This window comes from Delftia sp. S65 (assembly GCF_016516495.1).
Lineage (GTDB): Bacteria > Pseudomonadota > Gammaproteobacteria > Burkholderiales > Burkholderiaceae_C > Comamonas > Comamonas acidovorans.
Genome location: NZ_JACVUR010000018.1, coordinates 85284 through 101423 on the forward strand (window position 1 = coordinate 85284; position 16140 = coordinate 101423).

At 68.3% G+C, this 16140-nt stretch carries 14 protein-coding genes and 1 pseudogene; 7 read left to right on the top strand and 8 right to left on the bottom strand.

All coding sequences use genetic code 11. The annotated features are described in order from the left end of the window. The first annotated feature begins 87 nt into the window (after positions 1–87). From IAE24_RS16260 to IAE24_RS16270, 3 genes are all read left to right on the top strand, one after another. Positions 88–339: a hypothetical protein gene (locus IAE24_RS16260; RefSeq protein WP_139093503.1), complete on the top strand. Its 252-nt coding sequence runs from the start codon at positions 88–90 to the stop codon at positions 337–339. Then, entirely contained in the window at positions 336–1673 is a 1338-nt protein-coding gene (gene xseA, locus IAE24_RS16265; protein ID WP_199961661.1) for an exodeoxyribonuclease VII large subunit, read from the top strand. The genes IAE24_RS16260 and xseA overlap by 4 nt, the downstream gene beginning before the upstream one ends. Positions 1674–1991: 318 nt before the next feature. Then, positions 1992–2573 carry a Fe-Mn family superoxide dismutase gene (locus IAE24_RS16270; RefSeq protein ID WP_012205408.1) on the top strand — a complete coding sequence of 194 codons (582 nt, stop codon included), beginning with the start codon at positions 1992–1994 and terminating at the stop codon, positions 2571–2573. A 103-nt stretch (positions 2574–2676) separates the two neighbouring features. On the opposite strand, the gene IAE24_RS16275 is transcribed toward IAE24_RS16270, so the two are convergent. Continuing rightward, positions 2677–4221: an MFS transporter gene (locus IAE24_RS16275; RefSeq protein WP_233626319.1), complete on the bottom strand. Its 1545-nt coding sequence runs from the start codon at positions 4219–4221 to the stop codon at positions 2677–2679. Positions 4222–4335: 114 nt separating this feature from the next. Between IAE24_RS16275 and IAE24_RS16280 the strand changes: the two genes are divergently transcribed. After that, positions 4336–5217 (top strand): LysR family transcriptional regulator, encoded by an 882-nt coding sequence (locus tag IAE24_RS16280; RefSeq protein WP_043821097.1) that lies wholly within the window; start codon positions 4336–4338, stop codon positions 5215–5217. Positions 5218–5260: 43 nt separating this feature from the next. Here IAE24_RS16280 and IAE24_RS16285 read toward each other — a convergent pair whose 3' ends face one another. Continuing rightward, positions 5261–6481 carry an MFS transporter gene (locus tag IAE24_RS16285; protein ID WP_199961662.1) on the bottom strand — a complete coding sequence of 407 codons (1221 nt, stop codon included), beginning with the start codon at positions 6479–6481 and terminating at the stop codon, positions 5261–5263. Positions 6482–6603: 122 nt separating this feature from the next. On the opposite strand from IAE24_RS16285, the gene IAE24_RS16290 reads away from it, so the two are divergent. Next, positions 6604–7200 carry a TetR/AcrR family transcriptional regulator gene (locus tag IAE24_RS16290; RefSeq protein ID WP_013802579.1) on the top strand — a complete coding sequence of 199 codons (597 nt, stop codon included), beginning with the start codon at positions 6604–6606 and terminating at the stop codon, positions 7198–7200. A 52-nt stretch (positions 7201–7252) separates the two neighbouring features. Here IAE24_RS16290 and IAE24_RS16295 read toward each other — a convergent pair whose 3' ends face one another. Genes IAE24_RS16295 through IAE24_RS16305 form a run of 3 tightly spaced genes read right to left on the bottom strand, consistent with a single transcriptional unit; the run spans position 7253 to position 10208 of the window. Next, positions 7253–8113 (bottom strand): isocitrate lyase/PEP mutase family protein, encoded by an 861-nt coding sequence (locus IAE24_RS16295; protein WP_199961663.1) that lies wholly within the window; start codon positions 8111–8113, stop codon positions 7253–7255. Positions 8114–8157: 44 nt separating this feature from the next. Further along, positions 8158–9168, bottom strand: a complete 1011-nt coding sequence (locus IAE24_RS16300) for a Bug family tripartite tricarboxylate transporter substrate binding protein (RefSeq protein ID WP_012205414.1) — start codon at positions 9166–9168, stop codon at positions 8158–8160. A 44-nt stretch (positions 9169–9212) separates the two neighbouring features. Continuing rightward, the gene (locus IAE24_RS16305; protein ID WP_199961664.1) at positions 9213–10208 is read right to left on the bottom strand and encodes a Bug family tripartite tricarboxylate transporter substrate binding protein; all 996 of its coding nucleotides are present in this window, start codon (positions 10206–10208) and stop codon (positions 9213–9215) included. A gap of 176 nt (positions 10209–10384) precedes the next feature. On the opposite strand from IAE24_RS16305, the gene prpR reads away from it, so the two are divergent. Beyond that, positions 10385–12436, top strand: coding sequence for a propionate catabolism operon regulatory protein PrpR (gene prpR, locus IAE24_RS16310; protein ID WP_442778759.1), 2052 nt, complete (start codon positions 10385–10387; stop codon positions 12434–12436). A gap of 84 nt (positions 12437–12520) precedes the next feature. Here the strand turns inward: prpR and IAE24_RS16315 are convergent, their stop codons facing one another. Then, positions 12521–13453 (bottom strand): LysR family transcriptional regulator, encoded by a 933-nt coding sequence (locus IAE24_RS16315; RefSeq protein WP_199961666.1) that lies wholly within the window; start codon positions 13451–13453, stop codon positions 12521–12523. 67 nt (positions 13454–13520) lie between these two features. Here IAE24_RS16315 and IAE24_RS16320 point away from each other — a divergent pair, with 67 nt between their 5' ends. Beyond that, positions 13521–14453, top strand: a complete 933-nt coding sequence (locus IAE24_RS16320) for a pyridoxal-phosphate dependent enzyme (RefSeq protein ID WP_199961667.1) — start codon at positions 13521–13523, stop codon at positions 14451–14453. Positions 14454–14487: 34 nt separating this feature from the next. Here the strand turns inward: IAE24_RS16320 and prpF are convergent, their stop codons facing one another. Continuing rightward, positions 14488–15684: a 2-methylaconitate cis-trans isomerase PrpF gene (prpF, locus tag IAE24_RS16325; protein WP_199137009.1), complete on the bottom strand. Its 1197-nt coding sequence runs from the start codon at positions 15682–15684 to the stop codon at positions 14488–14490. Next, a pseudogene (locus IAE24_RS16330) lies at positions 15684–16140 on the bottom strand (Fe/S-dependent 2-methylisocitrate dehydratase AcnD); the annotation flags it as partial. The gene prpF and the pseudogene IAE24_RS16330, both read right to left, overlap by 1 nt.

Consider the following 16140-nt stretch of genomic DNA (forward strand, 5'->3'; position numbering starts at 1 on the left):
CAGGCGTCTCGTGTCCGCGATCGCCTGAAAACTGTGACCCGGCGCAGCATCCAGGCAACGGGCGGCTCCCCATATTCGGGATTTTGGATGGTCGCTATAGCACAGATTTCTGTGGATAACTTTGTTATCAAGCGGGTTGCGCAAACGCCGCTGCGGCGGCGAATGGACACTGTGACAAATGTGAATTCTTTGTTGCAGCAAAAAAATCTTTATGAATCAATTGCTTGCGAGGTGTTTTTGAGAGTGCTTCTGCAAATTGCCGCCAAAGTGCCTGCTCGGGTCTGCATCCGCCTGCCTGTGGAGAATGTTGCACTGCATGCAGACCGGGAGGCCGCATGAGTGGTGCATTCGGCGCAATGAACCCAGCAGCGGCGCCGCTGGTCTGGGAAGTCGGCGCGCTGTGCCGCGCCGTGAGCGATGCCTTGCAGGCACGCTTCAATCCTGTGGCGGTGCGCGGGGAGATCAGCGGCTTTTCGCGCGCTGCCAGCGGGCATTGCTACTTCAGCATCAAGGACGCGGGCGGGCAGATCCGTTGCGCCATGTTCCGGCGTGCGGCCCAGCTCATGGATTTTTCGCCGCGCGACGGCGAACTGGTCGAGTTGCGGGGCCGGCTGGGCGTCTACGAGCAGCGTGGCGACCTGCAACTGGTCGTCGAGAGCATGCAGCGTGCAGGCCAGGGCGCCCTGTTCGAGCAGTTCCTGCGGCTGAAGGCGCAGCTGGAGGCCGAAGGCCTTTTCGACGCGGCCCGAAAGCGCAGCCTGCCGCCGCTGCCGCGCGGCATTGGCGTGGTGACTTCGCCCGGGGCTGCTGCGCTGCACGACGTGATCACGGCGCTGCGCCGCCGCGTGCCCCATATCCCCGTGGTGCTGGTGCCTGCCCTGGTGCAGGGCGCGCAGGCGCCGGCCTCCCTGATCGATGCGCTGCAAAGGCTTTATGGCCTGGCGCGGGAAGGCGCGGGCTCGGTTGATGGCTCGGTGGCCGGCGCGCCGCCCATCGACACCATCTTGCTGGTGCGCGGGGGCGGCTCCATCGAAGACCTCTGGGCCTTCAACGACGAGCGCCTGGCCCGCACCATCGTGCAAAGCCCGGTGCCCCTGATCTGCGGCGTGGGGCACGAGACCGATTTCACCATTGCAGACTTCTGCGCCGACCTGCGCGCGCCCACGCCCACGGCGGCGGCGGAGTTGGTGAGCCAGCCGCGCGAGGTCTGGATGGGCGCGCTGCAGCTCATGCAGGGCCGCCTGGAGGACGGTGTGCAGCGGCTGCTGGATCGCCAGCAGCAGCGCCTGGACTTGGCAGCGCAGCGCCTGGGCCGGCCCAGCGAGCAACTGGCCCGCAGCCGGCTGCAGCTCAGCCGCCAGGCCCAGCGATTGCGCCATGCCATGCAGTTGCGGCTGCAGCGCATGGACCATGCGGGGCAGGGCCTGCAGGCGCAGTTGCCTGCCGGCATGCGTCGCGGCCTGGACCGGCGCGCGGATCACCTGGCGCGCATGGAGCTTCGCCTGCAACTGCTGGACCCGCGCTTGGTGCTGCAGCGCGGCTATGCCCTGCTGACCGATGCCGAGGGCCATCCCGTGACCGAGGCGCGCAGCGCGCCACCGGGCACGGCCTTGCAGGCACAGCTGGCCGACGGCAGCCTGGACCTGGTGGTGACGCAGCCGCGCCTGCTCTGAACTGCGGCCCGCTGTGTGCAGCGTTCGGCGTGCAGGCAGTGGCGGGCGGCAGGCAGTATCCGTGTAGGCCGATTGGCCGGATCAAGGTCAATTCACATCCACCCTCGCAGCAGCGGGCCAAGATGGGCCATTTGGCGCGCGCTTTCGCCGCAGGGTCACGAAGTTGTTCCTACAATGCCCGTTCGGGTGCGTGAGGGCCAGGGCTCGCAGCAATGCGCGCAGTGCAGGCCCCGCGCGACGGTCACGGCAGGCGCTGCAGGCGCTCTGCGCAACAGGTGCTGGCCCGTCCTAAAAGATTTCAACCACGAAGGAAACACCATGGAACATACCTTGCCCCCTCTGCCCTATGCGATTGACGCGCTGGCACCCCACTACAGCCAGGAAACGCTGGAGTACCACCATGGCAAGCACCACAACGCCTATGTGGTGAACCTGAACAACCTGCAAAAGGGCACCGAATTCGAAAACATGACCCTGGAAGAGATCGTCAAGAAGTCTTCCGGCGGCATCTACAACAACGCAGCCCAGATCTGGAACCACACCTTCTTCTGGAACTGCATGGCCCCCAACGGTGGCGGCGAGCCCACCGGCGCACTGGCTGACGCCATCAACAAGAAGTGGGGCAGCTACGCCGCCTTCAAGGAAGCCTTCGTGAAGTCGGCCGTGGGCAACTTCGGCTCTGGCTGGACCTGGCTGGTCAAGAAGGCCGACGGTTCGGTGGACATCGTCAACACCGGCGCTGCCGGCACGCCCCTGACCACGGAAGACAAGGCCCTGCTGACCGTGGACGTCTGGGAACACGCCTACTACATCGACTATCGCAACCTGCGTCCCAAGTTCGTCGAGACCTTCCTCGGCCAACTGGTGAACTGGAAGTTTGCCGAGCAGAACTTCGCCTGATCGAAGCGCAGGTACGACGTGTGCACGCCATGTGCACACCATGTGCACGCAACGCAAAAAGCCCCGGACGGGGCTTTTTGCTTTTTGAGAGGAAGGCGATGGCTCAGTGGCGCTGACCGCGCAGCCGCCAGCCCGTCCACAGTGCCGTGCAGACCAGCAGCAGCGTGGCGCTGGCGATCACGGCGCTGAAACCCTGGCCGAAGGCCGTGCGTGCCAGCTCGGTCAACTGGTGCGCGGCCTGGGGCATCAGCTGATCGGCAGCCAGCAGGGCTTCGTCCAGGCTGTCGCGCACGGAATCGGGCAGGGCCAGGCCCAGGCCCTCCGGCAGGCGCAATGAGCCTGCATAGACGGCCGACAGCAGGCTGCCCATCAGCGTCACGCCCAGGGCGCCGCCCAGCTCGTATGACACTTCCTCGACCGAGGCCGCCATGCCGGCACGGTCCGCGGGAGCGCTTTGCATGATGGTGCTCGACGCCGTGGTCATGGCCGCGCCTATGCCCAGGCCCAGCACGGCCAGCGCCGCCGCCTGCGGCCACCAGCCCATGTCGTGGACCAGCAGATAGCCGCCCATGCCCAGGCCCGACAGCAGCAGCGCTGCCGGCAGCATGCGCGCGCCGCCCAGGCGTGGCAGCCAGTGGCCTGCCACGGGGCCGGCCACAAAGGCGGCCAGCGGCAGCGGCAGCACGGCCAGGCCGGCCTGCAGTGGCGACAGTCCCTGCACCAGTTGCAGGCGCTGGCTGAACACGAGTTCCATGCCGATCAGCGCGGCCGCTGCCACCAGGGCCGAGGCCACGGCCGTGGCAAACGCCGGGTTGCGGAACAGCGCGAAGTCCAGCAGCGGGTCGCTGCTGCGGCGCTGGCGCCGCACGAACAGCGCGAGAAAGCCCAGGCCCAGCACCAGGGCCACGGCGGCCAGGGCCCAGTCGGGCGACTGTTTGCCGGCTTCCTTGATGGCGTAGGTGCTGCCCACCAGGCCTGCCATGACCTGCAATGAGCCGATGAAGTCCCAGGGCCGCTGCGAGGTGGCCGTGCCTGCAGGAATCAGCCAGCCGGCCAGGGGCAGGGCGAGCAGCACGATGGGCACATTGATCAGAAACACCGAGCCCCACCAGAAGTATTCGAGCAGCAGCCCGCCCACCACCGGCCCGAAGGCCGCACCGCCCGAGGCCACCGAGGCCCAGATGCCGATGGCCAGCGCGCGCTCGCGCTCATCGGCAAAGCTCAGGCGGATCAGGGACAGCGTGGCCGGCATCATCATCGCCGCGCCCACTCCCAGCAGCGCACGTGCCGCAATCAGCAGGGCGGGCGAGGGCGCAAAGGCCGCGCACAGCGATGCCACGCCGAACACGCACAGCCCGGCCATGAACAGCCGCTTGTGACCGAGCCTGTCGCCCAGCGTGCCCATGCCCAGCAGCAGGCCTGAGACCACCAGCGCGTAGATGTTGACGATCCACAGCTTGGCCGAGGCCGTGGCCGCCAGGTCATGCGTGAGGCGCGGAAGCGCCGTGTAGAGCACCGTCATGTCGATGACGATGAGCAGCAGCGCCACCGAGACGATGGCCAGCACCAGCCAGCGGCGCGGATCGGCCGCCTGGGATTTTGGAAGATGCCCCGCAACGGGGTTCTGGGTTTGCGTTGTGAACGCCATAAAGCACCTGTTTGCCCCGGGCCTTGTGGGCCAGGGCTTCCTTCTTGATGAAAACCACAGTTTCCATCAATGAAATGATTCATCAAAGTTTGATTCAATCCATAAAATTGATGGATGGAATGGACACTCGACAGGCTGAAGCATTTTGTGGCGGTGGCCGAGGCCGGCACCATGACCGAGGCCGCCCGCCGCCTGGGCCGTGCGCAGTCGGCCGTGAGCACGGCCATCGGCCTGCTGGAAGCCGACCTGGGGCTGGAGCTCTTCGACCGCGTGGGGCGCCGCGTGCAGCTGACGGCGGCAGGGGAGGTGATGCTGCTGGAGGCCCGGTCCCTGCTGCACCAGGCCCAGGCCATGGACCACCGCGCCCGCGCCCTGGCCTCAGGCGGGCAGGCACGCCTGGCCGTTGCGCTGGACGAGGCGCTGCCCTATGTGCCGCTGGCCCAGCTGTTCAAGGAGCTGGCGGCGCGCTTTCCGGCCATGGAGCTGACCGTGCTGAACGGCACGGCCTCCGAAGTGGCCGAGCATGTGGCGGCGCAGCGTGCCCAGGTCGCCTTCCAGTTCGACCGAGCGCCTGCGCCGGCCACCTGCGCCCAGCGCCATATCGGCAGCGTGCCGCAGACCATTTGCGTGGCCAAGGGCCATGTGCTCGATGGCACGGCGGCCCTCACGCGCAGGCAGCTGGCCGCGCACCGCCAGTTGCTGATGCACATCGAGGGCGTGGAGGACACCGTGCTCAGTCCCGCCGTCTGGCGCTCCAACAGCTTCTATGTGATTGCCGACATGGTGGCCGACGGCCTGGGCTGGGCCATCCTGCCGGTCAATATTGCCGAGTTCGGCGATCTGCGCCCGCATCTGCGGCAACGCGCCTGCGAGGGGCTGGCGCTGCCGCCGCTGACCGTGCGCATGCTGTGGCTGGAAGGGCTGGCGCCCGGGGCCGAAGCGCTGTGGATGCGCCAGCGCCTGGCCGAGCTGCTGGCCTTGATGGCCACGGCCTGAGCGGCCTGAGCGGTCTGGGCTGGCGCGGGCGTTAGGGCCGTGTTCAGGTGCAGGCAGCGGCTGCGTCTTCGGCAGGCGGGCCCTCTTTCGCTCGTGCCTGGCGTGCGGCCAGCACGCCCAGGGCCCACATGGCGACACCGGCCAGCAGCGCCACCACGAAGGAAATGCGCGCGCCCCACAGGTCGGTGGCCCAGCCTGCGGCGGCCGCGCCCAGTGCCACGCCCATGGCAATGCCGGTCAGCAGCCAGGTCATGCCTTCGGTCAGGCGCTGGTGCGGCACCTGCTGCTCCACCAGGCCCATGGCCACGGTGATGGTCGGCCCGAAGGTAATGCCGGCCAGCAACACGGCCAGGGTCAGTGTGAACACATTGGTGGCCAGCAGCAGGGGCACGGCGGTGATGCAGACCGAGGCGCCCACCCAGGCAATCTGGCGGTGCAGCGGCGCCTTCAGGCGCAGCGTGCCGAACACCAGTCCCATCACGCAGGACCCCAGCGCATAGAACGACAGCACGATGCTGGCCGCCGCCGGCTGGCCCTGCTGCGTGGCAAAGGCCACGCTGGCCACGTCGATGGTGCCCACGATGATGCCCTGGGCCAGCATGAACAGCGCCAGCGTGCGCACCACGGGATGGCGGGCCAGCGACTGCTGGCGCGTGCGCTGCTGCGATGTGTCCACGGGCGGCTCTGTGCGGCGCTGGGCCACGAACAGCGCCACGCCCACCAGCAGCAGCAAGGAGGCGGCCAGCGGCCCGGCCTCGGGGAACAGCACCATGCTCAGGCCTACCGACAGCGGCGGGCCGACGATGAAGCAGACATCGTCCAGCACGGCCTCCAGCGCATAGGCCGTCTGCAGCTGGGGCGTGCCGCGCAGCAGCACGGTCCAGCGCGCACGCACCATGGCCGGCATGCTGGGCAGGGCACCCACCAGCGCTGCCAGCACCAGCAGCAGCCAATCCGGTCCCTGCCAATGCGCGCAGGCCAGCAGCGCAAACATGGCGGCAGCACTCACGGCCGCTGCCCAGGGCAGTACCTTGCGCTGGCCATGGCGGTCCACCAGGGCCGAGATGCGCGGGGCCAGCACCGCAATGGACAGCGCAAAGCAGGCCGCGACCGCGCCGGCCAGCGTGTAGGCGCCGCGCTGCTGGGACAGCATGGTGATCAGGCCGATGCCCGTCATCGACAGGGGCAGGCGGGCCAGGAGACCGGCCAGCACAAAGGCGGCCGTGCCGGGCCGGGTGAACAGCTGGCGGTAGGCGTGGAACATGGAAACCTCGGAAAACGGACAGGCCGCTGCAATCACATACGCGGCGTATGTCAGCAATTCTACGGGCTGCCCATGACGCGCCGTATCATTGGCATACGTTTTGTATGTGAATGGAGTGCGCCATGCGCAAAAGCCGGGCCAGCATGATCGAGGAGACACGCGCCAAGCTCATCGAGGCTGCGCGCGAGGCCTTTGGCAGCCAGGGCTATTCCCAAGCCTCCATGGACGAATTGACGGCCAATGCCGGGCTGACGCGCGGCGCGTTGTACCACCATTTCGGTGGCAAGCCGGGCCTGCTGGCCGCCGTGGTGGCGCAGATGGATGCCGAGATGGACGCACGCCTGGAGCAGGTGCTGGCCGACCATGCCGACCCCTGGGAGGGGTTCCTGGCCTACTGCCGCGCCTACTTGGCCATGGCGCAGGAGGGCGAGATACGCCGCATCGTGCTGCAGGATGCGCGCGCCGTGCTCACCGGCACGGACCAGGGCGAGCAGCACCGCGCCTGCATCGCCTTCGTGGCCGGCTACCTGGAGCAGCTCATGGAGCGCGGCGTGATCGTGCGCGCCAGCCCGCTGGCCATGTCGCGGCTGCTCAATGGCTGCCTGGTGGAATCCGCGTTCTGGATCGCCGAGGAAGGGGCGCCCCCCGAACGCCTGCAGCAGGCGCTGCAGGCGCTGGAGTTGACGCTCAAGGGGTGGAAGGCGCCTGCGAGGGGCTGAGCGGCTGAGCGGCGCTGCGCCAGCCCGCCCTCGCTCGAACTTCACTCGCGCTTCACTCGTACTTCTTTTCCAGCGCGTCCCAGAACGGCTTGTTGACCAGGCGCTGGCGCTCGGCAAAGGGGGCGACCACAGCGGGGTTCTCGTCCACCCTGCGCTCGTTGCGCAGCTGGCCCAGCGCCTTTTGCATGCCGGCCACGGCGCCTTGCAGCGCGGCATTGGCATACAGCACCAGGCCATAGCCCAGGTCTGCCAGCTCGCCCGCGTCGGTGATGGGCGTCTTGCCTCCGATCACCATGTTCATCAGCTGGGGCTTGGCCAGCCGTTGGGGCAGGGCGCGGATCTCATCGGCCTGGGTCACGGCCTCGACAAAAAGGATGTCGGCGCCCGCCTCGGCAAAGCGCTGGGCGCGCTCGACGGCGGCCTCGAAGCCCTGGGTGGCGCAGGCATCGGTGCGCGCCATGATCAGCGTGCCCTGGTCGCGGCGCGCGTCCACGGCGGCCTTGATCTTGCCCAGCATTTCCTCGGTGGAAATCACTTCCTTGCCATTGAAATGGCCGCAGCGCTTGGGGCTGATCTGGTCCTCGATCTGGATGCAGTCGGCGCCCGCGCGCTCCAGCGTGCGCACCGCATGGTAGGTGTTGAGCGCGTTGCCGAAGCCGGTGTCGGCATCGACGATCAGCGGCAGATCCACCGCGTCGCGGATGCGGGCCGTGTGGTCGGCGATGTCGGTCAGGCCCATGAAGGCCTGGTCGGGCAGGCCGAACCACATATTGGTCACGCCGGCACCGGTCACATAGATGGCCTCGAAGCCGAGATCGGCCACGACGCGCGCGGACAGTGCGTTGAATGCGCCGGGCACGAGCACGCCGCGGCGCGCTTCGGCCAGGGCCTTGAGTTGTTGCTTGGTGTTCATGGATGGTGGTGTCGGATGGGAAAAAGCGATGCGCGGGCTGGCGCTCAGTCCAGCGTGATGTTGGCGTTCTTGATCACCGGGCCCCACTTGGCGCGCTCGGCCTCGATGAACTTGCCGTAGGCCTGGGGCGTGCCGCCCATGACCATGCCGCCCGTGTTCTCGATCATGGCGCGCACCTCGGCGTCCTTGAGTGCCTCGTTCACGGCCTTGTTCAGGCGCTCGATCACGGCCGGCGGCGTGCTGGCCGGCGCGATCATGCCCAGCCAGTTGTACGACTCGAAGCCCTTGATGCCCGCCTCATCCAGCGTGGGCACGCTTGGCAGCACCTTCAGTCGCTGCTTGCTGGACACGGCCAGCGCCTTGACCTTGTCGCCCTGGATGGCGGGCAGGGCCGCATAGCCCATCTCGAACATGAAGGCCAGGTGGCCGCCCATCAGGTCGGTGGCTGCCAGCGCGCCGCCCTTGTAGGGCACATGGACCATGTCCGTGCGCGTCTGGAAGGCCAGCAGCTCGCCCGACAGGTGGTGGGCGCCGCCCACGCCCGACGATCCATACGTCAGCGTGCCCGGCTTGGCCTTGGCTGCAGCCACCAGCTCGGCCACGGTCTTGAACGGCTGGTTGGGCGCCGTGGTCAGGATCAGCGGCGCCTCTTCGATCAGGATGATGGGCTGCAGGTCGCGTGCGGCGTTGTAGGGCAGCTTTTTCATCAGCATGGGATTGGTCACCAGCGGGCCTGGCGAGCCGAAGCCGAAAGTGTGGCCGTCCGTGGCCTTGGCAATGGCATCCGTGCCCGTCACGCCGCCCGCGCCGCCGCGGTTGTCGATCACGATGGGCTGGCCCAGGCTCTGGCCTATCTTGTCGGCGATCTTGCGGGCCCGCGTATCGGCAAAGCCGCCGGCCGCATAGGGCACGATGAGCTTGATGGGGCGCGAGGGCCAGGCATCTGCGCCCTGGGCCACGGCGGTGGCGGGGGCGGCGAGCAGGGCCGCAGCGGCGGCGGTGGCGCTCAGGGCCAGCCCCAAGCTCAGGCGGAGGGTATTGCGGCGGGTATTCATGGTGTCTTGTCTCGGTTGGGATCCGTGGTTGTGGCGGGAGCGGCTCACTTTTCCTGCATCTTCGCGGCCTTGACGATCTCGCCCAGGCGCTTGCGCTCGGCATCGGTGAATTTCACGAACTCGGCGCGCGTGCCGCCGATGGGTTCGATGCCCAGGCCCTTGAGCTTCTCCACGGTGGCCGGCTCCTTCATGGCCTGGTCCACGGCGGCGGCCAGCTTGTCCAGGATGGCGGCCGGCGTTCCCTTGGGCGCGTGGATGCCGGCCCAGTGCGCGATCTGCAGCTCGGCAAAGCCCTGCTCCACGGCGGTGGACAGTTGCGGATAGGCTGAGATGCGCTGCGTCCAGGTCGTGGCCAGGGCCTTGAACTTGCCCTCATTGAGGATGTGGGGCAGGGCGATGATGCTGGCCTCCGACGTGCCCTCCACCTGGCCGCCCAGCACGGCCGTCGTGCTTTCCGATCCGCTCTTGTAGGGCACGGGCTGCAGCTGTGCGCCGTACTTCACGTTCAGCATCTCGGCCACGAAATGCGGCGTGCTGCCCGTGCCGGCCGTGGCGAAATTGAAGCCCTGGCCCTTCTTCGATGCCTCGACGAAATCTCGCAGGTTCTGGTAGGGCGCGTTCTTGGGAACCACGATCACCGAAGGCGCCAGTCCGATCATGGCCACGGGCACCAGCGCATCGTCCTTGAACGGCATGGTCTTCTTGATCATGCTGTTGGAGATCACGCCGGCCGCGCTCACCAGCAGGGTGTAGCCATCTGGCTGGGCCTTGGCCACGATGTCGGCGCCCACGGTGCCGCCTGCGCCGGGCCGGTTGTCGATGACCACGGGCTGGCCCAGGATTTTGGACGCACCTTCGGCGGCCGAGCGGGCCATCAGGTCGTTGGCGCCGCCTGCAGAGAACGGCACCACCAGGCGGATGGGGCGGGTGGGCCAGGCATCGGCGGCAGGCGCGGCAAACGACACGCCGGCCAGCGGCAGCACGGTGGCAAGCAGGGCGGCCAGGGCGGTGCGGCGGGGCAGGCGGGATGGCTGGTGCATGGGGAGTCTCCTGGAAATACTTGAAATGATTGAAACGCCTGCCTTGTTTGCAAGCTGCATGCCATGGCAATAAAGGGTAAACCCTTGTTTTTGCAAGCCATTGATCTGAATGCATTTTTCAGTTCACAAGAGGATGGGGCGGAACCTGCTGCTGGATTCATGCAGCGTGATGTTGCATGAATGAAATAATCGGTTGCATGAATGAATCAGTCGTGGCCCCTGTCCCTGGAACCCCGTCCGCCCCCCGCGCGGCATGGCCCCGTGTCGTCACCATAGGCCGCCATCGCATCGGCCGCGTGCTGGAGCGCATGTCCCTGGCGGTGGGCGACCAGGTGCGTGTGGAGCATGTCAGCGCGGCCTTTGACGACGCTGTGCAGGCCGTGCGCGCGCTGCAGGCGGTCGAGCCCATAGACGCCCTGGTGGCCGCCGGCGCCAGTGGTGCCTGGGTGCGCGAGCATGTCGACATTCCCGTGGTCATGATCGAGGTGCGCGGCTTCGATCTGCTGCAGGCGCTGGCCAGCGCGCGGGAATTGGCGCAGGCGGGCGGCACGCCGCGCATCGGGCTGGTGTCGTTCGACCATCCCTCGCCGCACCTGGCCCAGTTCGACGCGCTGTTCGGCGCCGGCATTGCCCAGTTCAGCTACCACGGGCCCGAGGATGCCCAGGCCTGCGTGCGTGCGCTGCAGGCCGCAGGCGTGGGTGCCGTGGTCGCGCCAGGGCTGGTTGCCGACCTGGCCGAGCAGGCCGGCATTCCCAGCGTGCTGCTGTACTCCGACGGCGCCGTGCTGCAGGCCCTGCGCGACGCGGTGCTGCTGGCACGCCACCGCCATGCCGAGCGCGCCCGCCACCAGCGGCTGGAAACCGTGCTCGGCCAGTTGCAGGACGGCGTGGTCGCCGTGGACACGCAAGGCTGCATCCAGGCACTGAACCCCACCATGGCGGCCCTGCTGGGAGCGCCCGCCAAGGCGCTGCATGGCCGGCTGCTGGACGAGGTGGCGCCCGCGCTGGCACTGGCGCAGGCGCTGCAGTCGCAGTCCCTGGAGCCCGAAGGCAGTGAAGACGTGGTCCAGCTGGCCATGCGCACCCTGGTGGTACGGCGCGCGTCCATCGTGGAAAACGGCCAGCTCACGGGCGCCTTGCTGGTCTGCCGCGACCCCGCCACCATCCAGCGCGCCGACCGCCACCTGCGCGCCAACCGCAGCCTGCGCGGCGCGGGCGTGCGCTGGCGCATCGAAGACTACGCGGGCGACAGCGAACCCGCCCAGCGCGTGCGCCGCCTGGCGCGCCAGTTCGCGGCCAGCGATGCCACCGTGCTCATCCAGGGCGACAGCGGCACGGGCAAGGAGTTGCTGGCCCAGGGCATGCACCGCGCCAGCCGGCGCGCCGCCCAGCCCTTTCTGGCCGTCAACTGCGCGGCCCTGGGGGAAAGCCTGCTGGAGAGCGAACTCTTCGGCTACGACGAAGGCGCTTTCACCGGCGCGCGGCGCGGCGGCAAGACCGGGCTGATCGAGGCGGCCCATACGGGCACCTTGTTCCTGGACGAGATCGGGGACATGCCGCTGGCCCTGCAGTCCCGCCTGCTGCGCGTGCTGCAGGAGCGCGAAGTGCTGCGCGTGGGCTCCACCACGTCCGTGCCCGTGGACCTGCGCGTCATCGCCGCCACGCATGCCGATCTGGCGGCCCTGGTCGAGCGCGGTGAATTCAGGCGCGACCTGTTCTACCGCCTGGCCGTGCTGCGCCTGGCCATGCCCGGACTGCACGAACGCGGACAGGGCGATGTCCAGGCCCTGGCCCGCACCATGCTTGCGCGACGTTTGCGCACGCAGTCGCTGCAGGCCGAGGCCTCTTCACTGGAGCCCTTGCTGGAAGCCCTGTTGGATTTGGCCACCGCGCACCGCTGGCCCGGCAATGCGCGAGAGCTGGACAACTGGGTGGAGCGCCTGCTGGCCTGCCGCCACGACCTGCGTGACAGCGCTGGCCGCGTGGACATGGGCCGGTTGCGGGAGCTGTTTCCTGAATGCGACGGGGCTGGGCAGGGTACCGTTCAGACCCTGCCCGCACAGCAGCGGCAACTGCAGTTGCGCGAGGCCCGGCGCGATGCCGAGTGCCAGCGCATGCGCGAAGTACTGGAGCAGGTGCAGGGCGACCAGCGCCGCGCCTGCGAGATCCTGGGCATCAGCCGGGCCACGCTGTGGCGCAGGCTGCGCAGTCAGGGGGACGGAGAGTGAAGTGCAGGCCCTGAGCCGTTGCATTGCCTGCGTTCGCGCATCGTGCGCACTGCGTGCGGGGCGGTGGGCTTATGCCGGCTTGAGCTATGAAAGCGGCGGCGCAACGGATCTGGCCAGCCGCTCGGCCAGGAAATCCATCAGCACGCGCAGCTTGAGCGGCAGGTGGCGCGTGGGCGGGTGAAGAATCCACAGCTGGCCGCTGTAGTTGGGCAGAAAGTTCCAGTCCGGCAGCACTTGCACGATGCGCCCGTCCGCCAGGGCCTCGCGTGCCGTGAAGCGGGGCAGGCTGGCGATGCCGATGTGCTGCAGCACGGCGTCCAGCCGCACACCGGTGTGGTTGGCGGCATAGCGCCCGCGCACGGCCACGGTGACGGTCTTGCCATGGCCGCGCAGCTTCCAGTGCGCGTCGCCGGGCTCCTCGCCCAGGTAGATGCAGCTGTGGGCCTTGAGCTCCAGTGGATGCACGGGCGTGCCGTGCCGGGCCAGGTACTGGGGCGAGGCGCACAGCAGATGGTCGATGTCCATCAGGTGGCGACCCATGAGGCCCGGTGGCGGGTGGTTGGTGATGCGTATGGCCAGGTCCACCGGGTCGTCGATCAGGTCCATGTAGCGGTCTTCCAGCCGCATCTGCACGTCGACCGCCGGATACAGGGCCAGGAAGTCGGGCATGTGGGGATGGACCACGGTACGGCCCACGGCCTTGGGCACGCTGATGCGCACCAGGCCGCGCGGCTGCGCGTCCTGCAGCAGGGACGCGGCCATGACGGCCTGTGCGGCGCCCACCATGTCCAGGCAGCGCGCATGCACCTCGCGGCCGGCCTCGCTCAGGCGCAGCTTGCGCGTGGTGCGTTCCAGAAGGCGCAGGCCCAGAGCCCTTTCCAGCCGCGCCACGCCCCGGCTGGTGGCCGATGGCGTGCTGCCCAGCTGGCGTGCGGCCTCGGAGAAGCTGCCCGTGTCCACGACCTTGACGAAGATGGCCATTTCTCCAAACAGGGGCAGGGCTTGATTTGTGCTCATGGCGCAAAGAATATTTGAAAAGCCAAGGGATTATCGCGGCTGAACGCCAGTCCTACACTGCCATCCCATGCCTTTGCACACCTTCACTCCCCTTATCCCGTCCCATGCCCTGAGCCACGCCGGTGGTCCTGAAATCTGGCTCAAGCTGGATGCGCTGCAACCCTGCGGATCATTCAAGCTGCGCGGCATAGGCCATGCCTGCGAGACCCTGGCGCGCCAGGGCAAGAAGCGCTTTGTGGCCTCATCGGGCGGCAATGCCGGCATTGCCGTGGCCTATGCCGGGCGGCAGCTGTCCATACCCGTCACCGTGGTCGTGCCGCAAACCACGACCGAGCATGCGCGGGCACTGATCCGTGCCCAGGGCGCCGAGCTGATCGTGCATGGCGCCGTCTGGGACGAGGCCAATGCCCTGGCCCAGTCCCTGTTGGGCGCCGAAGATGCCTTTGTCCATCCGTTTGACGACCCGCTGCTGTGGGCAGGGCATTCCACCCTGGTCGATGAGCTGGCCGCTGCCGACTTCAAGCCCGACGCCGTGGTGCTGGCCGTGGGCGGCGGCGGCCTGCTGGCCGGCGTGGTGCAGGGCCTGGAGCGCCATGGCTGGACCGATGTGCCCGTGATTGCCGCGGAGACGGCCGGCGCCGACTCCCTGGCGCAGTCGCTAGCCCAGGGCCGCCGCGTGCTGCTGGACCGCATCACCAGCGTTGCCACTTCGCTGGGCGCGCGTCAGGTCTGCCAGCGGGCCTTCGATCTGGCGCAGGTGCACCCCGTGCGCAGCGCCGTGGTGACGGATGCGCAGGCGCTGGACGCCTGCCTGTGCTTCATTGATGACCATCGCCTGCATGTGGAGCCCGCCTGCGGTGCCGCGCTGGCCCTGGCCTACGCAGGCGCACCTGCGCTGCAAGGCTTCAAGCGCGTGCTGGTGGTGGCCTGCGGCGGCACGACGAACACGCTGGAGCAACTGCAGACGTGGCACGCAGCGGCGCTGACCGGCCAGGCGTGAGCACGGCGCAGGCCTGAAGCCGGGCCCTGCGCATTCACGCGGCGTTCAACACTTCGCCAGGCACCCTGATCCAGCCTTCCATCAGGATGCGCGCGCTGCGGCTCATCAAGGCCTTGGTCACCTGCCACTGGCCATTCACCAACCGGGCCTCGGCGCCCACGCGCAGCGTGCCGGAGGGATGGCCGAAGCGAACGGCGCCGCGTTCGCCGCCGCCCGCCGCCAGATTCACCAGCGTGCCCGGCACCGCTGCCGCCGTGCCGATGGCCACCGCCGCCGTGCCCATCATGGCGTGGTGCAGCTTGCCCATGGACAGGGCGCGCACCAGCAGGTCCACATCGCCCGCCTCGATGCGTTTGCCGCTGGAGGCCGTGTAGGGCGCTGGCGGTGCCACAAAGGCGATTTTGGGCGTGTGCTGGCGCCTGGCGGCTTCGGACAGTTCCTGGATCAGGCCCATCTGCAGGGCGCCGTGGGCGCGTATGGCCTCGAAGCGCGCCAGCGCCTCGGCATCGCCGTTGATGGCGTCCTGCAGCTCGCAGCCCGTGTAGCCCAGGTCCTTTGCGTTCAGGAAGATGGTCGGAATGCCCGCATTGATCAGCGTGGCTGCAAAGCTGCCCACGCCAGGCACATCCAGGCGATCCACGAGGTGGCCCGTGGGGAACATGGCGCCTCCGTCCTCTCCCTCATCGGCAGGGTCCAGGAACTCCAACGCCACCTCGGCCGCAGGAAAGGTCACGCCATCGAGCTCGAAGTCGCCCGTCTCCTGCACCTGGCCGTCCGTGATGGGCACATGGGCCACGATGGTCTTGCCGATATTGGCCTGCCAGATGCGGAGGGTGGCCGTGCCGTTGCGTGGAATGCGCGCAGGGGCTATCAATCCCATGTGGATGGCGCAGGGCCCCACGGCGGCCGAGAGATTGCCGCAGTTGCCGCTCCAGTCCACGAAGGGCCGGTCGATGGAGACCTGGCCGAACAGGTAGTCCACGTCATGGCCTTCGCGCGTGCTGGCCGAGAGGATCACGGCCTTGCTGGTGCTCGACGATGCATTGCCCATGCCGTCGATCTGCTTGCCGTAAGGGTCGGGGCTGCCCAGGGCGCGCAGCAGGATGGCGTCGCGCACGGGGCCCGGCTGTTGCGCAGCCTCCGGAAGGTCTTGCAGGCGAAAGAACACGCCCTTGCTGGTGCCGCCGCGCAGGTAGGTGGCGGGAATGCGGATCTGGGGTGTGGTGTTCATCAAGCGTCCTGTGTCTGTGCAAGAAAGTCCTGGGCAAAGCGCTGCAGCACGCCGCCCGCCTCGTAGACCGATACCTCCTCGGCCGTGTCCAGCCGGCAGGTCACGGGCACGCGCAGCGTCTGGCCGTTGCGGCGCTCGACCACCAGCGTGAGTTGGGTGCCCGGCGTGCGCTCGCCTTCCACGCCATAGATCTCCGTGCCGTCCAGCCCCAGGATCTTGCGGTCGGTGCCCGGCACGAACTGCAGCGGCAGCACGCCCATGCCGATGAGGTTGGTGCGGTGGATGCGCTCGAAGCCTTCGGCCACCACCGCCTCGACCCCGGCCAGCCGCACTCCCTTGGCCGCCCAGTCGCGCGAGCTGCCCTGGCCGTAGTCGGCACCCGCGATGATGATCAGCGGCTGGCGCCGGTTCAGATAGGTTTCCATGGCCTCCCACATGCGCACCACGCGGCCTTCG

Coding starts and splice junctions, on each gene's coding strand:
- IAE24_RS16260 (WP_139093503.1), top strand. CDS start 88: ATGGTCGCTATAGCACAGATTTCTGTGGATAACTTTGTTATCAAGCGG.
- xseA (WP_199961661.1), top strand. CDS start 336: ATGAGTGGTGCATTCGGCGCAATGAACCCAGCAGCGGCGCCGCTGGTC.
- IAE24_RS16270 (WP_012205408.1), top strand. CDS start 1,992: ATGGAACATACCTTGCCCCCTCTGCCCTATGCGATTGACGCGCTGGCA.
- IAE24_RS16275 (WP_233626319.1), bottom strand. CDS start 4,221: ATGGCGTTCACAACGCAAACCCAGAACCCCGTTGCGGGGCATCTTCCA.
- IAE24_RS16280 (WP_043821097.1), top strand. CDS start 4,336: ATGGAATGGACACTCGACAGGCTGAAGCATTTTGTGGCGGTGGCCGAG.
- IAE24_RS16285 (WP_199961662.1), bottom strand. CDS start 6,481: ATGTTCCACGCCTACCGCCAGCTGTTCACCCGGCCCGGCACGGCCGCC.
- IAE24_RS16290 (WP_013802579.1), top strand. CDS start 6,604: ATGCGCAAAAGCCGGGCCAGCATGATCGAGGAGACACGCGCCAAGCTC.
- IAE24_RS16295 (WP_199961663.1), bottom strand. CDS start 8,113: ATGAACACCAAGCAACAACTCAAGGCCCTGGCCGAAGCGCGCCGCGGC.
- IAE24_RS16300 (WP_012205414.1), bottom strand. CDS start 9,168: ATGAATACCCGCCGCAATACCCTCCGCCTGAGCTTGGGGCTGGCCCTG.
- IAE24_RS16305 (WP_199961664.1), bottom strand. CDS start 10,208: ATGCACCAGCCATCCCGCCTGCCCCGCCGCACCGCCCTGGCCGCCCTG.
- prpR (WP_442778759.1), top strand. CDS start 10,385: ATGAATGAAATAATCGGTTGCATGAATGAATCAGTCGTGGCCCCTGTC.
- IAE24_RS16315 (WP_199961666.1), bottom strand. CDS start 13,453: ATGAGCACAAATCAAGCCCTGCCCCTGTTTGGAGAAATGGCCATCTTC.
- IAE24_RS16320 (WP_199961667.1), top strand. CDS start 13,521: ATGCCTTTGCACACCTTCACTCCCCTTATCCCGTCCCATGCCCTGAGC.
- prpF (WP_199137009.1), bottom strand. CDS start 15,684: ATGAACACCACACCCCAGATCCGCATTCCCGCCACCTACCTGCGCGGC.